This is a genomic window from Veillonella sp. Ser01 (genome assembly GCF_053850375.1).
Genome location: NZ_JBSPUA010000003.1, coordinates 137,586 through 159,435, shown reverse-complemented (window position 1 = coordinate 159,435; position 21,850 = coordinate 137,586). Strand labels below are relative to the sequence as shown.

Here is a 21,850-nt window from a genome sequence, read left to right as displayed (position 1 = left end):
ACGTCTCCTCTCAGCGATACTTAACGCCGCATAGGTTAACCAATTTATGTGAGTAAGTTTACAATCTAATTACAATATACAGCTAAAAGGAATATATAGTCAACCTATTATTACCGTTTAAGTTTACGATGTTGTGACTCTATGGGGCCCGAATACATCGCTACATTTTAGCTAAAAAGCTGTGCCCCTAACCTCCGTGCTCCAAAGCGAGCTAAGTCACACTTCGCTTAGGGACACAGCTTTTTATAACTTTATCGCCGTATTAGTCCCATAGAGTCATATGTGTTACCCTTGAATACGATAATAATAGGTTGGCTATATATGGAGAAAAGAGAAAAAGAGTGATGACTAACCGATTAGCGACTTAGCTTGCTTTGGAGCGTAAAGGTTAGTCATCACTCTTTTTTACCTAAATGTAGTTATATAAAGGGGTCCCATTAATTTCTCCCCCCTCTCGATACAGCGAAATTACGCTAACTCGTTAATGGATATTTAGATTTGATGGGACTAATTCATAGGTACAGTTAGAAAAAGGACGAGAACTAACCGATTAGCGACTTAGCTCGCTTTGGAGCGTAGAGGTTAGTTCTCGTCCTTTTTCACTTAAATGTACAAATCAACTTGGGACCCATCAAATCTAGGTTTATATTTCGAGGTAGCGGAATTCGCCTGTATCAGGATCCATCATGCCACCATAGAATCCCATTCCTTTTGGGAATAGTGGGTGGTGACGCAAGAAGTTAACTGTGTAGATTACATTGTCTTCAGAGATGTGGAAACGATCCATCCAGTCAATAAGTCCTGGTTCGATCATGCGAATTGCATCTTCACTGATACCTTTTTCTTTCATGGACTCCATAAATGTTGTAGCAGAGAAGTCAATCATACCGCAGTTTTCATGACCGATGACTAATACATCTTCAATTTCCATACCATACGTAGCTACTAGCAAGCTTTGTACGATATTATCGATAGGTTGCGTTACACTATTACCAGCTGTTTTAATAACGATAATTTCACCACGGTTAAAACCTAATGCATCTTCTAGCATGCAGACTAAACGCGTATCCATACATGTAACAATACCTAGTTTTTTAGTAGGATGGCTTGTTAATCCTGCTTTTGGTAATTCTGGGTGGTTTTTCACATACTCTTTATTGGTTTCAATTATTTTTTTAATATCAATCATAAGGTACCTCTTTTATATTTCTATCTTTAAAATAGATGCTATTCATTATATACAATATATTCACTACAAAACAAGTGATTTTTATCACTCATAAATATTAGTTATGGTCAATAACTTTCACAAGAATCCGATAATTCTCATATTAATTCTATATTTATAATTAATATTCATTTATTACACTTTTCAACCTTATACATTCACAAAAATAAATATACCGTATTTTTCTTATATTACTAGTAGATTTTAATTCCCCTAATGTGGTACTATTAAAACCATAGAAAAAAACGCCACATGATACCAAATATGACGTGAACTGTATGTACAGTAAGGAGGTTTTTATAATGGGTATTAATCAAAAAACACTGCCAGGCATTTTGCTCTGTGCGGTCCTCGCTATTCCTTGTTGGCTATTAGGTCTTGAATTTCATCTAATCGGTAGTCCAATCTTTGCTATTATCCTAGGTATAATTATTGGCTCTGTATTCACATCTTGGAAGCGCGAAAAAACTGGCGCCGGCATTGGATTTACATCCAAGAAGATTTTACAATGGGCTGTTATTTTATTGGGCTTTGGCTTAAATATTACGCAAATATTACATGTAGGTTGGATTTCATTACCTGTCATTATTTCAACCATCGCTACATCTTTAATCGTGTCCTATATTATTTATCGCCTTACTCATATGGACTCTAATACAGCCGTACTTATCGGCGTAGGTTCATCCATTTGTGGTGGTTCTGCTATCGCTGCAGCTGCACCAGTTATCAAAGCTGAAGATCAAGACATTGCACAGGCTATCTCTGTTGTATTCTTCTTCAACGTCGTAGCTGCCTTTGTATTCCCGCCATTTGGTGATGCCATTGGCCTTTCTAATATGGGCTTTGGTCTATTTGCCGGTACTGCAGTAAACGATACATCCTCTGTAACAGCTACTGCTGCTGTATGGGATAGCATGAAAGGAACTGGTACACAAGTTCTAGAATATGCAACAATCGTTAAATTAACACGTACCCTTGCAATTATTCCGATTTGTTTAGGCCTTGCTAGTTACCAAGTATATAAAGCAAAACAAAATGCGGCTCAAACTGATGGTGGTAGTGTTAGTATCGCTAAAATTTTCCCTAAATTTGTTCTCTACTTTGTAATTTGTTCTTTAATTACTACTGCATTATCCTATGCAAATATAGATATTCAATTCTTAAGCGTGTTCAAAACTATTTCCAAATACTTTATCACCATGGCTATGGTTGCTATCGGTCTTAACACAAACATCGTAAAATTGATTAAATCTGGTGGCTCTGCTCTTGCCTTAGGTGCTTGCTGCTGGATTGCCATTACGGCTGTCAGCCTTGTAACACAACATATGATTGGTTTATGGTAAAAAATATACACGCCTATTTTAATATGATATAATTGTATATAGTTAGAATAGTAATAACCCCTCCAGCAATGGAGGGGTTTCGTGCTACTATTCACCTTATTAGTACTTTATCATACCATAGTTAGGAGGGTTAACATGTACTTCTTACAAGGACTTCTTGTCGGTCTCGCAACATTTGCCCCTGTTGGCATGCAAAACCTCTTTATTATTAATACAGCGTTAGTCCAGCCAGTACGTCGTATTATACTAACGCTCATCATCTTAGCACTCTTTGACATGAGTCTCAGTGCTGCCGCCTTCTATGGTATCGGTGCAGTACTTGAGATGTGGCCTATCACCAAATTGATTATCCTCATTTTGGGCGGTCTTCTCATCGTATACATGGGCGGCAATATATTTAGAACTGAGCCAGATATACGCAATGTAAATACGCATATTCCTATCAAAAAAATTATTATGTCTGCTATCGCTGTATCTTGGGGCAACCCACAAGCCATCCTTGATGCGACAATGATGCTAGGTGCCTTTCAAGCCAATATTCCAAAAGAAGGCATATACTATTTCTTTGCTGGTTTCCTCACCATGACCCCCATGTGGTTTGGCGCTCTAGCCACAACGATGCACCTACTCGCCAAGAAAATCAAAATCACCCATATGGCGTGGATTAATCGCTTCTGTGGTGCAGTTCTCGTCATTTATGGCATAAAATTATTCATCGATGGTATTACAATGCTCTTAGAATATTTTAATTAAAACAAATTTAATAACCCAATCTATAGATATAAAAGCCGTTAGCATATGCTAACGGCTTTTATATTGTAATTGTTTATTTGTTATATGACGATTAAATTTATTTTACATAATTCGTCTTTGATACGTTAAAACTCTGCTAAAACTTGTTTAAACATTTCTCTAAAGGCTTCTACATAGGTGTTACTTTGATTTTGTTGCGATACAAAGTAGTAATTGCGCTCCATCGATTTACCATGGTTAGTCAATACCTTGCGCTCAATACCTGGCATGGAGTCGGTTAAATATTTAAAACGATCAAGCAGCAATAGTCCTTGTTGACCTGCTACTAAATAGCGAGCCTCCTCTAATGTACGAGCATATGCAAAGGCACCAGCATAACCAATGGCCTTACGATAATGTTCTTCCTCAGCTAGCGTATACTTACCGCGACATACTAAGATAAGTGGTAAATCATCAATAGTTTTAATTTCGACGCTACCTTCCTTTGTATAGCCTTGAGGCACCTCAATTAAGGTGATTGCCTTATCAATCAAATGACTTTCATAATCATCAGATAAAATCTGCCACTGATCATTAAATATTACATCCACACGACGATCATCTAACATGCCATATAGTTCCTCATGGCTGCCACTATACATGCGGATATCTAGGTTTTTATAGCGTTTAGCCATGCGAATGACCGTTTGCTGCATAGCCATCCCACTATATCGATTTAAATAGCCAATTCGTAAACTAACACGTGCATCTGTACCAATTCGGGTTGTTTCTACCTTAATATCGTGAAAGCGTTCTAGTAATTTTTTACCAGATCGATATAAATATTGCCCCGCTGGTGTTAGGTGAAAGCTTCGTTTTTCTCGTACCATCAGCTCCACACCTAAACTTATTTCAAGGGCTTTAATTTGTTGTGAAATAGCAGATTGAGACACATACTGCTCTGTCGCAGCTTGAGTAAAACTATTATTATCAACTACACACACAAAATACTCTAATTGTTTCAACAACATAACGATACACTCTCATCTCTCTTATAATTAGTAGCCTTACTCTATCTACTAGCCCACTACACAACATACACCAACCCCTCTCATTGGTATTTGCTACTCACATAATATTTTCTCTACAACTACAACTACAACTACAACTACAACTACAACTACAACTACAACTACAACTACAACTACAACTATTATATTTCATTGAAAGTAGATTCACTATTATGAACCGCTTTCACGAGACATAACTAAATTACGATATACAAACCAGGACGCCACAAAGAATATTGTCGCCGTAGACCAGAACACAGCACCATATCCAAAGGCACGCGCAATAACACCACTAATAACAGGGCCTAATACATTACCCATCATTGCTACGCTAGATACGGCGCCAAAGACAATACCTCGTCGCTCAATAGGGACGGCCTTGGATATCAGCGTATTTGCAATTGGCGTAATAAAGCCCATAAAGAATCCCGCTATAGCACGGAATACGCCAAGTCCCCATATACTAGGCATTAAGTATTGCAAAATAAATAAAGATCCCACCGCCCATGTAGCAGTAAAGATAATACGAGGCATGGTCAATCGTTGTGTTACCTTACCGATTGAAATGGATGCTAAAGCACTAAACAAACCAGCCCCAAAGATAATAATCCCTACAATGGTAGCCACAAATTCATCATTCACGGCCATATAGTGTTTGATATAAAGCGGTAAGATGGGACCAATACCAGTAATACCAAAGTTACATAAAAACTGCATCGCCACTAATAGACGAACTCGAGGTATCATCAAAAATGATTTAATCAAAGAAATCTGTGATTCTTGAGCGTCTACCTTATGCTTAAACTGTAAGTTAGGCATTAAGAAATAAATACCTAATAAGCAAATGCCAGTCAATCCGGAAAATATAAAGAATGGCGCTCTATAACCTAATAAATCAGCCGCTAAGCCACCCATAAGAGGACCAAAGACAAGGCCCATCACCATAGATGCTTGATACAGCCCCATCGCCCATGGCACCTTTTCCTCAGGCGTTATAAGGACGATAATAGCCAAACCGATTGGTACATAACCGCCTACAACACCTTGCAATAGCCTTAGGACTAATAACTGTGCTGGGGTTTGGGTGAACGCACAGGCCCCCACTGTAACCATCAAGGTAAATAAGATAAACATCATTACCTTACGAGGTCCCAGTTGATTTGCCTTACGCGACCAATACGGTGCACTGAGTGCTACCATACAAGGCGTTACCCCTGATACAATACCGGCCCACATAGCAGCTTCACCTGGATTATGTAGACCTAACTCTATAAGGAATAACGGTAGAAATGATAGTACCCCTATAATTGTTATTCCCCCACCGATCTGTATAATACAGATTAAATAGATAATTCGTTTCCAAGAAGAATCCATAGTGACCTTCTTTCTTATCAGTATATACTTACACAAAACAATAGAATATACTCATAATATTATTGTATCGTAAACTACAAAAAAAGACCATCTCTTCCACATATAAAGGGTAGAGATGGTCTCTTTTTAGTTCTATGATTATACGACTTTTATAAGAATAAAAGTACGTATACATCATTTATTTTTGTTTGAACATCCAATAGATGTAGTAAATAACAAGTGCATACGTCACTACATCAAACACAGGCAAGAATGGTACCATTTTAGACAAACGTCCAAAACCATGAACATGAATATTTGCTGCAATGATAGCAATAAGGTTCAAACGATGAATCCAGATTGCTTTTTTACGAGATACAGAGTTTGCCATATTGCCTACCCAAGGCGTTAAGTACAATACGGCAAAGATAAGAGCAATAAACATGGCTCCAAGGGAGATATAACCGCCCCAGAATCCTAAGAAGGACTTCAATGCTTTCAAGAAGTATACATACCAATGTGCACATACAAGAACAACACTAACGATACCTACGATGCGATGAACTTCAAACATTTCTTTTGGATTATATCGTTTGATAAACCATTTTGGTCTTGTTGCAATATATGTTAATACAAGCCATGCAACATAAGGAATAAGACCTAAGTGAACCTTCCAGTTACCAAATGATCTACCGCTTGTTACATAACCATATTCTACCATTCCCATAAATATTAGGGATAAAACCGCAATCCATATTAAAATATGGTATTTACTCTTAAACTGTTTTTTTACTACTTCTGCCATATAAACCTCACTATTTCTTATACAAACTACCAGTATATATCTAGTTGGCCTAATGTAGCATGCTAACAATTTCAATCCACATAGCATTCTACTTAGAACTTAGAACTTAAAACTAATTAGTTATTAAATCCAGATCCATCCTAAAATTAGAACTAGAATTTGAAGCTAAGGTCTGCACGGTAGTAATCATTTACACGGTTACCATCTTGTGTTTTCGCATGGAAGCCATAGTATGCATTAATACCAATATTTTTCTCTGGTGCGTAAGATGCACCTAATTGCCATGCTTTATAACCTTCATACCGTGTTTTCTTCAATAAATCATTAGATTCATATTTTTGCGTTTTAAATACAGGTGCATTTTTAGCTTGATCATAGTAATCTAAGCGGATATCCCAAGAATTCTTCTTGTTAATTTTATAGTCGCCCCATTTAACGCCTACGTTCCAAATATCGGAATCACTCAAGCCAGATGCTTTTACCCACTCGCCATCAATACCGAATTTACCAACATTATATTTAGCATTAAAGCCATATACATTATCGAATTCGTTATTTTTCTTGCCATTACCCATACGTACATTTGTTGTACCTACATGAGCAAACATACCGCCAAAGCTAAAGCGATCATTAACAGCTACATGGGCATTAATAAGACCTACATCACCATTATCAGCTTTACTAGTCTTAGCAAAACGGCCTGCTGTCATATAACCATAAGCACCATTTAATGTAACTTTATCACCTAGCTTAGCTGTAGCACCTACACCATCAAAGTTGGAGCTATAAATAAGACCGCCACCAAATTTTTGAGTGTAACGACCGGCGTCTACTACAACGTTTTTACCGAACTTGTGCTCTACATATGCCAAGTCCCAGTTAGCTTGCGCTTCTTTAGAGCTATCACCTAGTTCAATAGAGCCTGTTGTAATACGAGCTTTTACAGATGTATTTTTATTAACCTTTGCATCTAGGCCTAAACGTACACGGGCTGTAATTTTATCTTCGTAATCATAACCATCGATACCCTCTTTACCGATGTAGTTGATACGAGCATCACCAGTAACCTTTACATTGCCTACGCGGTCTTCCAATTTAGCTACACGCACACCAAGTGTATTCAATTCATTGGAAAACTCGTCGGCCAAGCGATTCAACATAGCTTGTTGTTCTGCATTAGCACGGTCTTGATTAGCCATGCCTTTTGCAATCATTTGAGCCATTTCGTAACGAGTAATGTTATTTTGACCTTTGAAAGTACCATCTGGATAACCATTGATAATACCAGCTGTAGCCAATTGATCTACAGCTTGGTAAGCCCAGCTATCGGACGGAACATCGGAGAAAGGATTAACAGCAAAGGCTGTAGCCACACCTAATACAGCTGTCACTGCAAAAGCACTAGTCATTTTACGTTTCAACATAATAAACCTCACACACTAAAAATAAGAAAATATAAAATAAGTAGATAATGAATATACAAAGTTAATTATCATTATCATATACAACATTAAAATAATAACAACTTTCATTAACGAAGTAAAGAGAGAATGTATATCAATCTCACAATTATATATGCCTTTAATTAATAATACGCCCTATTAAATTTCTTAAATCATAAAAATATAACGAAAAAATCCCTTCTGTATAAAACAGAAGGGATTGATATGTATCTTATTATTTCTTTTTAAACATCAAGTAGATACAGTAGATAACAAGACCGTACGTGATAATATCAAATACTTGTACGAATGGCACCATTTTGGAAATGCGATTAAAACCATGAATATGGATATCTGCAGCTACTAATGCAACCAAGTTGAAACGATGCAACCAAATACCAATATTACGGCTAGATGCAGTTACTTTTCTAAGTTTTGGCGTTAAGAATGCAAGGCCAGAGATTGTACCAATACCGAAGGCAGTAAGCGCTACATAGCCACCCCACCAGCCGAGGACAGAGTTAGCAGCTTTACCAAAATAGAAATATAAATGGAATGCAATAACAGCTACAGATGCAATACCTAATGCACGGTGAACCTTGAACATTTCACCTAAATTATAACGGCTTGTAAACCATTTAGGGCGCGTTGCTAAGTAAGTCATAACAATCCATGTACACCAAGGCACAAGACCTGTGTATACTTTATAGTTACCAAAGGCACGACCACCTACGATATAGCCCCACTCTAGTAAACCAATCATAATTAAAGAAAATACACCGATCCATATAAAGATATGGTAAATACTCTTGTATTGTTTTGTTTCAACTTGATTCATCTAAAACCTCTCTAAAATAATACCTATGGATACATAATCTATCTAAGATATTTTATCATTTAAATCGATATTTGTAGATTACTTTTATTAGATAAATAATATTCATTATAAGAATAATTCTAATTTAGACTTTTATTCTAACTATGTAAACAACTGCAAAGTATTTCGGTATAAATAGATTACTCAATCAGAAACAATGTTATGTTATCTAAACTACTTTATCCAAAATTAGCAAATAAAAGCCCCTTGTAGTAGTGAGCATCAGCTTTCACTATTACAAGGGGCTACGATTAATTTGTCATATCATGAAGGACATACAAATCAATCATCATCCTAATTATTTTTCGTCTCGTTTACGATATACAATGAACGGACGTGTTAAGTAGTTGAGTGGAACACTCAAGCAGTGTACCAAACGGCTGAATGGGAAGATAATAGCTACCACCATCCACGCTAACATATGGAATTTAAACATGAATGGTACGCCTTCCATCAAGGATGGATCAGGCATAAAGGATAGTAAGCTACGGAACCAAGGACCGATAGATACGCGGTAATCAAAGAAACCAGATGCATTAAGCAATGTACCAGCCATACCACTGAAAATGGCTAATGTTAAGAACAAGTATAACCATTTATCAAGGCCAGATGTGTTAACTTTCATAGCAGGTACAGTAAAGCGACGTTTCATCAAAAGCAAGAAGCCTACGATGAAGATAATACCAGCTACAGCACCCATGTATAACGCACCTTCATGGTACATATGGTCATTAATACCGATTGCAGCAGTCCAAGTTTTAGGGATTAACACACCTACTACGTGACCACCGATAACGCAAAGCAAGCCAAAGTGGAACAATGGATTGGCAATGCGCAATTGTTTTTTCTCTAAAAATTCACTCGATTTTGTAGTCCAGTTTCTTTCAAAATAGAAGAAACGAACCAAAGTACCTACGATTAAGAAGGTGAAAGCGATGTAAGGCAAAGCGCCCCAAAGGAATAGATTCATCGTGCACCGTCCTCCAATCCATTTGCAACAGACAAGATAATATCAAACAAGAATGCATAAGGCAATTTAGCCTCAATGAAGCGTTCTCTAATGTATTCCAATTTTGGCTTACAATAGTCGTAAATTTCTTTTGCTTTTTCATCATCGATAACGGCACATAATTCAAGAAGTGCTGGAACATAGTCTGGCATTTCTTTTGGCAAATCATAGTCGTTTTCTAGGAAGAAAGCTTTAAATTTAACGAGTTCTTCTGCTTGTTCCCCAGTACCTTGTAATTCATAAGTCGACAAATACATTGTTGTATTTTGACTAAAATCAAAGGTACGAACATATTGGTCTTCAAATTCTTTTTTATTGGATTCCTCTACATAGTCGAAGAATTCTAATAAACCTTGGCGAAGTTGAGGATGCCCAACAGATTGGGCGTCCTCTCTCCATTCAGGTAGTTCGTTATACCATTGTTCATCAGGATAGCGTAGAAGAAATGACGCAATAAGAGCGATTTTCTGAGCATCCTTCATTATTGACATCCCCCTGTAGGGCAAGCAAAGCCGCGATTATGTTGCATTTCAAGGCGACCTTCGCGAGATACTTTTACATCAGATGGAATAACAAAGCGATCATTGTATTTGGACAATGCCAACAATTTGTACATACCGTACATTTGATCCTCTGTTAAATCAACTTTATGTTCAATAGGACCGTCACCTGTTTCACGACGGCGCATGTATTCACGCATGTCGAGAACACGTTGCAATGTACGAGCTAAGATTTCTGTATTACCTGCTGTAAACAAGTTAGCAAGGTATTGTACAGGTACGCGCATTTCATGTGCATCTGGCAAGTATACATCAGATGTTACACGTTGCAAGATTGGGCTGAGTGGTGGCACATACCAAACCATTGGCAATGTGCGGTACTCAGGATGCAATGGCAATGCCACGCCCCACTCTTTTACAAGTTTGTATACAGGAGATTTTTGAGCTGCTTTAATCCATGCTTCGGAGATACCTTCTGCACGAGCCGCTTTGATAACCTCTGGATCATGAGGGTCCAAAATCAAATCTAATGTATTTTCATAAATGTCTTGTTCATTTTTTGTAGCCGCCATTTCTTCAACTTTGTCCATGTCGTAGAATACAACGCCAACATAGCGCATACGACCTACACAAGTTTCAGCACATATTTGAGGCAAACCATTTTCTAAACGTGGGTAACAGAATACGCATTTTTCAGCTTTATTAGTTTCCCAGTTATAGAAGATTTTTTTGTATGGACAAGATGGAACACAATGTCTCCAACCGCGGCATACATCTTGAGATACGAGAACTACACCATCTTCGTCGCGTTTATAAATCGCGCCGGATGGACATGCAGCTACACACGCAGGGTTCAAGCAGTGGTTACAAAGACGAGGCAAATAACGCATGAATACTTCTTCGTAGTCAAATACGATATCTTGGCCCATCTTAGTTAAGTTCACATCAGAGCGAGCATGTTGACCACCAGCTAAATCGTCATCCCAGTTAGGGCCCCAAGTAACTTCCATTTTTTGTTTCGTTACAAGAGAACGAGGACGAGCAACTGGTTGGTTATTTTTACGACCACCATGAATCAATGTTTCATAGTCGTAAGTCCAAGGTTCGAAATAATCTTTCAACTCTGGTTGTTCAGGATGGAAGAATAATTTCATCAAACGATTTGTTTTAGAACCTGTAGAAAGAGCTAATTTACCGGAGTTATCTAGCGTCCAGCCGCCCTTCCATTTTTCTTGGTCTTCCCAATTACGTGGATAGCCTACACCTGGGCGAGTTTCCACGTTATTAAAGTACATATATTCCGCGCCTTCGCGGTTCGTCCATGTATTTTTACAAGTGATAGAGCATGTATGACAGCCTAAACACTTATCCAAATTTAGGACCATGGATACTTGAGCTTTAATCTTCAAGCCAATCCACCTCCTTCAACTTACGAGCCACAATTGTCATATCACGTTGGTTACCAGTTGGGCCATAGTAGTTAAAGCCATAGCTCAATTGACCATAACCGCCAATCATGTGTGTCGGTTTCATGTGAATATGAGTTGGTGCGTTGTGTGTACCACCGCGACGGTCTTTCTTAACTTGCGTACCAGGAACGTTGATGTGACGATCTTGGGAGTGATGCATATAGGAAATGCCACGAGGAATACGTGGAGATACAACTGCACGAGCTGCCACAACACCATTTTTATTGAAAGCTTCTACCCAGTCATTATCTTTAACGCCAATTTCTGCTGCATCGTCTTCGTTGAGCCAAATAGTTTGACCACCACGGAACAATGTCAACATTTGTTGGCTATCGAAGTACATACTATGTGTAGACCACTTATTATGTGGTGTTAAGTATTTCAATGTAATTTCTGGAATACCTTCTTGTTTGTAGTCACCTTGTACTGGTTTGTAGGACAATACAGGTTTGTACAACGCCATAGCTTCACCGTAATCGCGCATCATTTCATGATCACAATAGAAGGATTGACGACCTGTTACGGTACGGAATGGTACTTTATCTTCTGTAGAAGTTGTGAATGGGGAATAACGACGGTTTTTATCGTTTTTACCAGTACTTGTTACAGAGCTAATAATGAAGCGTGGTTGACGAACCATGTCATCAAAGGTAATTTTTTCTTGTTCACGACCTTTTGCGTTCTTTTCAAGACCAGAAAGACCAGTTTTTTCTTCCATTGCCTTCCAAGAACGAACAGCCAATTTACCATTTGTACAAGAGGACAATGTCAATACAGCATTACAAGCTTCTTTACATTCGTAAATGCTTGGACGGCCATGAGAAATGAATTCTGGATTATCGATTCTACCATTTTGTGCGTACAATGTTTGATATTCATCAGATACATCCCAAGCCAAGCCATGAGCACCCATTTTATTTTCGATGTTAGGTCCTAAAGCAATGAATTTTTCAAAGATTTGGCTATAGTCGCGTTTTACATGAACGAGGTTAGGCATTGTTTTACCAGGAATTGGTTCACATTCGCCTTTGCTCCAGTCGAGAACCTTACCTTCTGGTTGAGCCACTTCACCTGGGCTGTCATGACCAAGAGGCAATGCTACGATATCTTCGTATTCTGTGAAGCCAGACTCTTTTGCTACGCGAGATACTGTTTCTGCAAGGGTACGGAATGTATCCCAGTCAGATTTAGTTTCCCATGCGCAATCAACAGCAGCTTGGAATACATGTACATATGGATGCATATCTGTAGAAGACAAGTCTTCTTTTTCATACCATGTAGCTGCAGGGAATACGATATCAGAGTACAAGCCTGTAGAAGCCATACGGAAGTCGATGTCGATTAAGAGGTCAAGTTTACCTGCCCCATCAGCTTCACGCCATTTAATTTCTTCTGGACGTGTAGGTGCATCGTCATCTTCTAATACCGCATTTTTAGTACCTAATAGATGTTTCAAGAAGTATTCATGGCCTTTAGAAGAGGAACCGATAAGGTTCGCACGCCATACAAACAAGTTGCGTGGGTGGTTTTCTTTAGCCGCAGGATCTTCTACGCAGAATTGTAAATCTTTATTTTTCAACGCTTGCGCCACATATTGGTTAATTTCTGCTTCTGTACCAGCACCAGCTGCACGAGCATCATTAATCAATTCTTGGCTGCCTTTATTGAAAGTAGGGTAAGATGGCAACCAACCTAAACGAGCTGCCAATACGTTGTAATCGCCAGGGTGACGATAACGAGGCTTAGCTAATTTAGATACGCGGTCTGCCAAGTCGATGCAATCAGAACGGTATTGTTCTGTAGCAAAGTAGAACCAAGATGTACCATTTTGCAAACGAGGAGCTTTACTCCAGTCGTTAGCTGTCATGATACCGCCCCAGCCTTCAATAGGACGAAGTTTTTCTTGACCTACGTAGTGAGCCCAGCCACCACCGTTAACACCTTCTGTACCGCAGAACATGATAAGGTTCAAGATTGTACGGTAAATCACGTCAGCATGGTACCAGTGGTTGATACCACCGCCCATGATAATCATGGAACGACCTTTAGTTTTTTCTGCATTATCTGCAAATTCACGAGCCGTAGCAATAGCGATGTCTGCTTTTACGCCAGTGATTTTTTCTTGCCATGTAGGTGTGTAAGGAGTGTCATCAGTATAAGATTTAGCCACTTCACCACCGATACCACGGTCGATACCATAGTTAGCAAGAATAAGGTCATATACGGTAGTTACTTTTACAGGACCATCAACAGTTTGTACTGTAATCGTTGGAATAGCACGTTCGATAACGCCTTCATGCTCTTCATCGCCAAAGTATGGCAACTTAACAACAGTCACATCTTCACGTTGATCAAACACGGATAAGCGAGGGTCGATTTTAGCCCCTGTATCGCGGTTTTCAAGGCGTAAGTTCCATTTTTGTGGATTTGTGTGACGGTCGCCCATTGTACCATTTGGAACAACGATTTCATTTGTTGTTTCATCAATTAATACAGTTTGGAAATCAGCACCGTCTTCTTTGCTTCCTAAATCCTTAGCATTTAAGAAACGGCCTGGTTGTACAGTGCCGTTGATTTCTTCAACGCGTACAAGGAATGGCATATCTGTGAACTCTTTAGCATACTCTTTGAAGTATGGAGTCTCTTTATCGATGTAGTATTCTTTTAAGATTACGTGACCCATTGCCATAGCAAGAGCCGCATCAGTACCGGCTTTTACATTGAGCCAAGCATCGGAAGAAGTTGTAGATTCCGCATAGTCAGGGGATACGGATACTACTTTAGTACCTTTGTAACGAACCTCTGTTAAGAAGTGAGCGTCTGGTGTACGAGTCAATGGTACGTTAGAACCCCAAGTCATGATGTAACCAGCATTGTACCAGTCACCAGATTCAGGAGTATCTGTTTGTTCACCCCAAACTTGAGGGCTAGAAGGTGGTAAATCGGCATACCAGTCATAGAAAGACAATGGTGAACCACCCATTAAGTTAAGGAAACGAGCACCTGCTGCATAGGACAACATGGACATCGCTGGAATTACAGAGAAGCCTGCGTTGCGGTCAGGGCCGTATGTTTTTGCAGTATATAATAAGGATGCAGCAGTAATTTCTGTCGCTTCATCCCATGTGGAGCGCACAAAGCCACCCATACCACGGGCAGATTTGTATTTTTTTGCTTTTTCTGGATCTTCTACGATAGATTTCCAAGCTTCGATTGGGTTCTTAGCATTCTTTTTCGCTTCTCTCCAAAGCTCAGCCAATTCACCGCGCACATATGGATATTTTACGCGCAATGGGCTATAGAGATACCAAGAGAATGTTGCACCACGAGGGCACCCGCGTGGTTCGTAATCCGGCATATCATCTGGTGTTTCAGGGTAATCAGTAGCCTGATTTTCCCACGCTACAACACCATTCTTAACGTAGATATTCCAGCTACAAGAACCAGTACAGTTTACGCCATGCGTTGTGCGGACAACTTTATCGTAAGACCAACGGTCACGATAAAAATTTTCCCACTCGCGACCGCCATCTTCAGTTATTTGATGGCCGCTTGGAGATACGTTCTTCTTGCGAAGAAACTTAAACTTTTGAGACAACAAGCTCATCTCGTGTCCTCCTTCAAAACTACAAAAAAATCCTTTGTGCTAGCTGAGCTAACACAAAGGAGAAAATACTGTTATTCGATATTACTAATATTAGGGTCTATATTATCAACCTCTAAATCAAGCAATCCGATTAAAGCATCAAAATCACAGATTACTAGATGGTGTTTGTCATAGGCTACATAGCCCAACTTACGCAACTCACTTAGCATGCGATTTAAACTTTCTCTTGATGTGGCAGCAAATTCAGCCAACTCTTGATTTGTTAGGGCGATATCGATAAAGATACCATCCTCGCGCTCTACACCATAACTATTGGCTAAGCGCAACAAGGTAGAATAAAATGCTCCCTTCTTGCCATATAGTAGCAAGTCTCGGTATTTTGCCTGTTGACGACGCATATGTAATGTGTAGATTTTCATCATCGCAATAGCCAATGAATGATCTTTTGCAATAGCTGGCTCTAACACATCATAGCGAATGGAATAAACAGAGCAATCCTCCCGAGCGATGGCGTTGAACACATAAGTTCTTGTGTTCTCCTCATACAACGGAACCTCACCAATTACATTATTCGGACCTACTAGACGCAACGCAAAAATGTGCCCACTAGATTCGAACTTCTTAATGCTCATTCTACCTTTTAACACTACGTAAAAGTGTTCTGCCTTGTCCCCCTCGTGGAAGAGAAAATCACCTTTTTTAAGATGGAGTTCCTCGCCCGACAAAGCAAGTAATTGGTTAATTAAATTTTCATCCATACCTTCACCACTCCATTGTACTTTTAAAATAAAATCCATTAGTTATACTAATCTATTTATAGTAAAAGCACATGTATTATATACTTTTTTGTATATATAAGATTATTATAACTTATTAATTTCAGAATATGTGTGTTTTATGTCACATTCACAAAAAATTTTACAATATATAATATATTTGTGATATAAGACATTGCAATTTTAGTTGATACAATAATTATAACTCAGTTCTCTAAGTAATTCGAATACTTTCTATAGAAATTCTATAGATTGCAATATTCATATACATTGACTGATAATTGTATCTTCCATGTCTTCATTGCATGTATAGTTTTTCAGTAAGGAGAAGTTCAAAATGAGCGAACTAAAAATGCCTCAAGTAGGGGCAAGCCGTAGCGAAATTGTGGCTAATTGGCAACCAGAAAATCCAGAATTTTGGGAAAAGTTTGGTAAAAAAATTGCTAAACAAAACTTGGTTATATCCACAATTGCATTAACCCTTTCATTCTGTGTATGGTATTTATGGGCAACCATTGCAGCACAACTAAATGGCGCTGGCTTTAACTTTACAACAGATCAATTATTTACATTAGCCGCATTACCAGGTCTTGTAGGTGCTACATTACGTTTCGTATATACCTACATGCCAGCCTTAATCGGTGGTAAGAACTGGACATTTATTTCCACACTTATTTTATTAGTTCCTGTTGTATGGCTTGGCTTTGCCGTTCAAGATACAACAACTTCTTATACGACATTCATGATTTTAACAGCCCTTATCGGTTTAGCAGGCGCCAACTTCTCGTCCTCCATGGCGTACATTGGCAACTTCTTCCCTAAATCTGAAAAAGGTACAGCCCTTGGTATCAACGGCGGCGTTGGTAACCTTGGTATCTCCGTAATCTACTTCTTAGCTCCATTCGCTATGGGTTCCGCTGCATTAGGTAGCGTATTTGGTGTAACACCAGCTATTATTAAAGGCAACGCCGTATATCTTGCCAATGCAGCTTTCATGTGGGTCGTACCACTCGTTGTTATCCTTGCACTTATGACACGTTTCATGGATAACTTGCCATTAGAAAAACCAAACCCTAAAAACCTTGTACAAATCTTTGGTAACAAACACACTTGGGCACTTACTTTGTTATATACATGTTCCTTCGGTGCTTTCTCTGGTTATGCGGCAGCACTTGGCTTATTAGTAGGTAAAGAATTCCCTGAAGTTCCATTTGCTTCTATCGCATTTGTTGGTCCTCTTGTAGCAGGTGCCCTTCGTCCTGTAGGCGGTTGGTTATCCGACAAAATTAACAGCGGTACAAAAGTTACCTTTGTAAGCCTTCTCGGTCTATGTGCAACAACAGCACTAATTGCAGTTGGCGTAGATATGCACAACTTCCCATTCTTCTTTGCTATGTCCGTGTTGACATTCGTATGCTGTGGCTTCGCAACTGGTGCTACATTCCGTATGATTCCTCACGTATTCGGCAATCCATTGCTTTCCTCTTTAATTACAGGTTTCGTTGCTGCCGTAGCTGCATACGGTGCCTTCATTACACCTAAAATCTTCGGCTTTGTATATTCCACATTCGGCAATATTCACCCAGCCTTTGCTGTATTGTTAGCCTTCAACATCGTAACTGTAGCAGTATGCTACTGGTTCTATGTGCGTAAAAGCGCAAATATGAACGTATAATTTTCTGGAAACAGAAAATTTACGTTCACTGGACGGTACAACAAAATATAATTCACTTTTCTTAACTAAGTGATAAAAGAAACCCCGCATCTCTCCTCCATACGTATCAGGTCTGCGGCCTAGGGCCTTGACCTCGTAAGTCGGATCGATGCGGGGTTCTCTTTTATGAAAATATAGTTATGGATAAGCTACTCAAACATAGTGAATTATATTTTACGCAGTATAAGTACAGTGCGTACAGTAAATTTTCTATTCAAAATTATAGCCTTCATTTCGAGGGAGAAAAAAGGGACTGCTAGGCAGTCCCTTCTTTTTTATCCAAAGATTTCTTCTAGTAGTGCATCGTCGATGATGGTACCGACGTAGAAGTCGCTGAAGATGCCGTATTTTGCACTAGCTACTTCAAAGCGCATGTCGTATACGATTTTTTTGAATTGGATGTCATCATTACTGAAAATTGTAATGCCCCATTCCCAGTCGTCTAAACCAACGCCACCTGTGGTGAATTCAGATAGAACGTCTAAATATGTCTTACCAAGTTCACCGTGAGATTTCATTAACATACCGCGTTCTTGTGGTGGTAGCATGTACCAGTTATCATTACCTTCGCGTTTTTTAGACATATTGTAGAAACAGATGTATTTGTCGCGAGGTACATGAGGGTAAAGTTTTTGGTTAACTTCTTCTGTATCGAGTTTAGCTTTAACGTAAGCACTTACTTCTGTTACAGATGTATAAGAATATGTTTGAACTAATACGCTTGCAATCGCAAGACGACGGAATTTGCGTTCTACTTGTGCCAAGTATTCAAGGGATGGACCAAGGATCCATAGAATCAAATCCCCTTTTGCGCCATTGCAATCATAGAATGCATAGCTACCTTCTTTAGCTTGATGTTTAGCTTCAAGATCTGCTAAAAATGCTTTTAATTCGTTGCGCGCTGCTGCTTTTTCATCAGCTGTAAAACAGTTCCATGCGCTAAAATCCATGGCAAATACCATGTGTTGGCTATGCCAACCTTCTACTGTAGGGATTGCTTTTCCCATTGTGATCACTCCTATCTATAGTGATTATATTAAAATGATATATCTTTTACTTTAAGAATCGAAAAGACTCCATATACTATTATAGCATATGGAGTCTTTTCTTATAATTATTTATTAATATTAATTTTCAATATGGAATATCAATATACAGCTAATAGTAAACTGTAATAAACGGGCACACATTAGTATTGCTTTTTCGTTTAAATCAATATTTATATTTTACTAATTTTTACTAGTTTTTATTAGTTTTCATTGTCCTCTACAATAGCCTGCACTAATTCTTTTGCTTGTTTTACACCGTCTGGAATACCAATACCATCAAATGGCGTACCGATGAGGTGTAAATTAGGATAGTTTTCAGCTACATGTTCACGGACAGCCTTAATACCTGCACGATGCCCTACATTATATTGCGGCATACAGTGAATAAGACGATTGATACGCACCCATTCAGGCTTAGCAGAGAAACACATAATGTTTTGAATTTCTTCCACTGCTAATTCTGAAAGTTCCTTATCATTGAGATGCTCTACTACATCATTGCCAGGTTTTCCAATAAAGACGCGCAATACGATTTTATCGTCAGGCGTTGTTTGAGGCCATTTTTGATTAAGAATAGTACACGCTGTAAGAGGCGTATCTGTGTTGCGTGTAATCAAGAGGCCCGAACCTTTTAAGTCACCATCAAAGGTAGCTTTATCAAAGGCCATAATAGCAATAGCACAGCTCGACTGTTCCATGGAGCGCAAGAAATCAAAGCCTTCATCATCTTTAAACCATTGATTATACGTCGCCGGCGGTGTAGATATAATCACATGATCCGCCATAGCAGGAGCTTTATCAAGAAGTACCTCTGTAGCTGAATCTGTAGCTAAATCTGTAGTAGAATTGCTAGTTTCAATCCTGTTATCAGCGTTAATAGAATCAGTTTTAATGGAATTGGAATTGGATTTGAAATTAGAATTAAAATTAGCACTAGCATTAGCTTCACAGCCACAAGCATCATTTCCAGACTTCACCACATCGATAGCATACATACCTTCAACATAGCGAATATTAGAAACTAGTGTCCCTGTATGCAAGTGCACATTGCTAGGCATAGCCTCAACAATAGCGGTAATCACGCTTTCAAGACCACCTGTTAACTGGCGGAACATACCAGATTGAGCAGCAGTCCCCTTACGACTCGCCATATCCGCTTGAACCTTACTAGTTTGTCGGTGTGGACCAGTATTTGTGGCATGGCCAGAACTGTTTGAACTATTATTCATAGATGCAGTTTGACTAGACTTTGCTTCATGACTTTCGAATTGACGGTCTGTCATAGTCCCTTTACCAGCACGCGGTACGTCGCCTTCAGCTACGGCGCCTTTAGCCGCTTTAGTAACCCCCGCTTTAGAGTGACCCATCTTAGCAGCCATCATGCCTTTTACCATATTCCCATATTTTTGTTCTACTTGAATAAAATGAGGGAATGTAGATAACAAGCTAATTTTATAAATGTCGCCACCATAGATACCCGCCAATAAAGGCTCGATGAGCTTATCCATCATTTCTTGACCTAAATGGTATTGAAAGAAATGACCAATGGATACATCTCCATTTTTATCTAGCTGGTATGGCTTTTTAAAGTAATCTAAACCAGCGCGCAATTTGCCAGGCCAAGAAATAAGCGTTGCTTTCACAAAAGGCATCATTTCCGTAGGGATGCCCATGATAGAGCCCCCGGGAATAGGATGAATAGAACCTTTGTCATATACAAAGGCTTGCCCTGTTTCATTCGATACAAGGGTGTCCCCTAAGCCGAGATCATAGACGAGATCCGTCATTTCCGTTTTACGGCCTAAGTAAGAATCAGGTCCGAGCTCTACCACGAAGTCATCGACGCGTTGTGTTTGTATTTTCCCACCAAATCGTGGTGCTTGTTCATAAAGAGTGATGGTCCAGTCCGGCTTTGCATGGCCTAAATAATAAGCCGCTGTCAATCCGGTTAAGCCACCGCCCACTATTGTTACATTCACGAATGAATCCTTTCTATTATTGCACTCGCCATCGCTTGCAAGAATGTTTCATCACAATTCGGCATTTCTGCACGCATATATACAGCGCCGCCAGCATCAACGAGTTCTTTACACTCTACATCATTATCGTACAATACCTCTACATGATTACTTACAAAGCCAAATGGTACAAAGGCTATATGTATCGCACCACTACGTAGAGCTTGATTGATTGCTTCCGCTACGGTTGGCCCTAACCATTGTCCGTGAGGGGCTGCGCTCTGCCAAGCTACAGACCACTGTTCTAAATCGCAACGTTGAGCGATTTCTTTTGCACTTTCCTCTAAGGCCAAAGCATAAGAGTCTGCATTATGACTATTAATAAGAGGTATGCTATGAGCACTAAAAATGACAAATACATCTTTAGTGTCATTGATGCAGTCTGAAACTGCTTTTACCCAATACTCGATAAAGGAAGGTTGATCCCACCAAGCACGAATAACATCAAAGGTTACACCTTGAAGGTCACCAATTGCAGCCTGCACTTGCTTCTCATAAGCACCAGTGCCAAGAGACGTAAAGAATGGAGCCGTTACGATAGCGATAATATGCTCTACACCTTGTTTGACTAATGCATCTACCGCATCAGCAATAGACGGCTTCAAATGAAGATATCCAATGGCCGATGGTATGGATGGCAACAAAGTAAGCAGTCTATTATATTGACGTTCTGCCATCGTTTGTAATTCTACGTTGGACCACTGACCAATGACATCATAACGATGGGTAAGATTTGCAACTTCAGCATCGGTCGGCACGCGACCATGACGAATACTCGTCATGTATGGCACTAAATCATCCTTACTTGAAGGGCTACCATAGGATAAGAATAATAATCCTTTTTTCTCGATGTTCACT

At 39.2% G+C, this 21,850-nt stretch carries 17 protein-coding genes; 3 read left to right on the top strand and 14 right to left on the bottom strand.

From position 1 onward, the window contains the following. Window positions 1-643: 643 nt before the first annotated feature. Window positions 644-1,189, bottom strand: coding sequence for a beta-class carbonic anhydrase (locus ACWTVK_RS07010; protein WP_060923912.1), 546 nt, complete (start codon window positions 1,187-1,189; stop codon window positions 644-646). 341 nt (window positions 1,190-1,530) lie between these two features. Between ACWTVK_RS07010 and ACWTVK_RS07005 the strand changes: the two genes are divergently transcribed. After that, window positions 1,531-2,571: a YeiH family protein gene (locus ACWTVK_RS07005; protein WP_314356040.1), complete on the top strand. Its 1,041-nt coding sequence runs from the start codon at window positions 1,531-1,533 to the stop codon at window positions 2,569-2,571. A 135-nt stretch (window positions 2,572-2,706) separates the two neighbouring features. Next, window positions 2,707-3,324 carry a LysE/ArgO family amino acid transporter gene (locus tag ACWTVK_RS07000; RefSeq protein ID WP_303939607.1) on the top strand — a complete coding sequence of 206 codons (618 nt, stop codon included), beginning with the start codon at window positions 2,707-2,709 and terminating at the stop codon, window positions 3,322-3,324. 125 nt (window positions 3,325-3,449) lie between these two features. Here ACWTVK_RS07000 and ACWTVK_RS06995 read toward each other — a convergent pair whose 3' ends face one another. The 10 genes from ACWTVK_RS06995 to ACWTVK_RS06950 all read right to left on the bottom strand — a co-directional run bounded on the left by ACWTVK_RS06995 (window position 3,450) and on the right by ACWTVK_RS06950 (window position 16,193). Beyond that, complete coding sequence (locus ACWTVK_RS06995; RefSeq protein ID WP_456046396.1) at window positions 3,450-4,334, bottom strand: LysR family transcriptional regulator; 885 nt, start codon at window positions 4,332-4,334, stop codon at window positions 3,450-3,452. Between the two features lie 210 nt (window positions 4,335-4,544). Next, the gene (locus ACWTVK_RS06990; protein ID WP_456046395.1) at window positions 4,545-5,747 is read right to left on the bottom strand and encodes an MFS transporter; all 1,203 of its coding nucleotides are present in this window, start codon (window positions 5,745-5,747) and stop codon (window positions 4,545-4,547) included. A gap of 178 nt (window positions 5,748-5,925) precedes the next feature. After that, window positions 5,926-6,531, bottom strand: a complete 606-nt coding sequence (locus ACWTVK_RS06985) for a hypothetical protein (protein WP_456046394.1) — start codon at window positions 6,529-6,531, stop codon at window positions 5,926-5,928. A gap of 152 nt (window positions 6,532-6,683) precedes the next feature. Further along, complete coding sequence (locus ACWTVK_RS06980) at window positions 6,684-7,955, bottom strand: putative porin (RefSeq protein WP_456046393.1); 1,272 nt, start codon at window positions 7,953-7,955, stop codon at window positions 6,684-6,686. 253 nt (window positions 7,956-8,208) lie between these two features. Next, a complete protein-coding gene (locus ACWTVK_RS06975; protein ID WP_303939615.1) occupies window positions 8,209-8,811 on the bottom strand; it encodes a hypothetical protein in 603 nt (200 codons plus the stop codon). A gap of 337 nt (window positions 8,812-9,148) precedes the next feature. Then, window positions 9,149-9,820 carry a respiratory nitrate reductase subunit gamma gene (gene narI, locus ACWTVK_RS06970; protein ID WP_005387642.1) on the bottom strand — a complete coding sequence of 224 codons (672 nt, stop codon included), beginning with the start codon at window positions 9,818-9,820 and terminating at the stop codon, window positions 9,149-9,151. Continuing rightward, entirely contained in the window at window positions 9,817-10,341 is a 525-nt protein-coding gene (gene narJ, locus ACWTVK_RS06965) for a nitrate reductase molybdenum cofactor assembly chaperone (RefSeq protein ID WP_105086439.1), read from the bottom strand. Before narJ ends, narI begins: the two co-directional genes overlap by 4 nt. Then, entirely contained in the window at window positions 10,341-11,768 is a 1,428-nt protein-coding gene (gene narH / locus ACWTVK_RS06960) for a nitrate reductase subunit beta (protein WP_105086438.1), read from the bottom strand. Before narH ends, narJ begins: the two co-directional genes overlap by 1 nt. Continuing rightward, entirely contained in the window at window positions 11,758-15,435 is a 3,678-nt protein-coding gene (locus ACWTVK_RS06955) for a nitrate reductase subunit alpha (protein ID WP_456046392.1), read from the bottom strand. The genes narH and ACWTVK_RS06955 overlap by 11 nt, the downstream gene beginning before the upstream one ends. 71 nt (window positions 15,436-15,506) lie before the next feature. After that, on the bottom strand, window positions 15,507-16,193 hold the full coding sequence (locus tag ACWTVK_RS06950; protein WP_456046391.1) for a Crp/Fnr family transcriptional regulator: 687 nt from the start codon (window positions 16,191-16,193) through the stop codon (window positions 15,507-15,509). A 355-nt stretch (window positions 16,194-16,548) separates the two neighbouring features. Between ACWTVK_RS06950 and ACWTVK_RS06945 the strand changes: the two genes are divergently transcribed. Further along, window positions 16,549-17,886 (top strand): MFS transporter, encoded by a 1,338-nt coding sequence (locus ACWTVK_RS06945; RefSeq protein ID WP_456046390.1) that lies wholly within the window; start codon window positions 16,549-16,551, stop codon window positions 17,884-17,886. Window positions 17,887-18,200: 314 nt separating this feature from the next. On the opposite strand, the gene hemQ is transcribed toward ACWTVK_RS06945, so the two are convergent. The 3 genes from hemQ to hemH all read right to left on the bottom strand — a co-directional run bounded on the left by hemQ (window position 18,201) and on the right by hemH (window position 21,849). Then, window positions 18,201-18,932, bottom strand: a complete 732-nt coding sequence (gene hemQ / locus ACWTVK_RS06940; RefSeq protein ID WP_456046389.1) for a hydrogen peroxide-dependent heme synthase — start codon at window positions 18,930-18,932, stop codon at window positions 18,201-18,203. Between the two features lie 242 nt (window positions 18,933-19,174). Next, on the bottom strand, window positions 19,175-20,953 hold the full coding sequence (hemG, locus tag ACWTVK_RS06935) for a protoporphyrinogen oxidase (protein ID WP_456046388.1): 1,779 nt from the start codon (window positions 20,951-20,953) through the stop codon (window positions 19,175-19,177). Further along, window positions 20,950-21,849 (bottom strand): ferrochelatase, encoded by a 900-nt coding sequence (hemH, locus tag ACWTVK_RS06930; RefSeq protein ID WP_456046387.1) that lies wholly within the window; start codon window positions 21,847-21,849, stop codon window positions 20,950-20,952. Before hemH ends, hemG begins: the two co-directional genes overlap by 4 nt. Window position 21,850: the final 1 nt, after the last annotated feature.

Bases quoted from the DNA above. Each gene is read 5' to 3' on its own strand.
- ACWTVK_RS07010 (WP_060923912.1), bottom strand. From the start codon at position 1,189: ATGATTGATATTAAAAAAATAATTGAAACCAATAAAGAGTATGTGAAA.
- ACWTVK_RS07005 (WP_314356040.1), top strand. From the start codon at position 1,531: ATGGGTATTAATCAAAAAACACTGCCAGGCATTTTGCTCTGTGCGGTC.
- ACWTVK_RS07000 (WP_303939607.1), top strand. From the start codon at position 2,707: ATGTACTTCTTACAAGGACTTCTTGTCGGTCTCGCAACATTTGCCCCT.
- ACWTVK_RS06995 (WP_456046396.1), bottom strand. From the start codon at position 4,334: ATGTTGTTGAAACAATTAGAGTATTTTGTGTGTGTAGTTGATAATAAT.
- ACWTVK_RS06990 (WP_456046395.1), bottom strand. From the start codon at position 5,747: ATGGATTCTTCTTGGAAACGAATTATCTATTTAATCTGTATTATACAG.
- ACWTVK_RS06985 (WP_456046394.1), bottom strand. From the start codon at position 6,531: ATGGCAGAAGTAGTAAAAAAACAGTTTAAGAGTAAATACCATATTTTA.
- ACWTVK_RS06980 (WP_456046393.1), bottom strand. From the start codon at position 7,955: ATGTTGAAACGTAAAATGACTAGTGCTTTTGCAGTGACAGCTGTATTA.
- ACWTVK_RS06975 (WP_303939615.1), bottom strand. From the start codon at position 8,811: ATGAATCAAGTTGAAACAAAACAATACAAGAGTATTTACCATATCTTT.
- narI (WP_005387642.1), bottom strand. From the start codon at position 9,820: ATGAATCTATTCCTTTGGGGCGCTTTGCCTTACATCGCTTTCACCTTC.
- narJ (WP_105086439.1), bottom strand. From the start codon at position 10,341: ATGAAGGATGCTCAGAAAATCGCTCTTATTGCGTCATTTCTTCTACGC.
- ACWTVK_RS06955 (WP_456046392.1), bottom strand. From the start codon at position 15,435: ATGAGCTTGTTGTCTCAAAAGTTTAAGTTTCTTCGCAAGAAGAACGTA.
- ACWTVK_RS06950 (WP_456046391.1), bottom strand. From the start codon at position 16,193: ATGGATGAAAATTTAATTAACCAATTACTTGCTTTGTCGGGCGAGGAA.
- ACWTVK_RS06945 (WP_456046390.1), top strand. From the start codon at position 16,549: ATGAGCGAACTAAAAATGCCTCAAGTAGGGGCAAGCCGTAGCGAAATT.
- hemQ (WP_456046389.1), bottom strand. From the start codon at position 18,932: ATGGGAAAAGCAATCCCTACAGTAGAAGGTTGGCATAGCCAACACATG.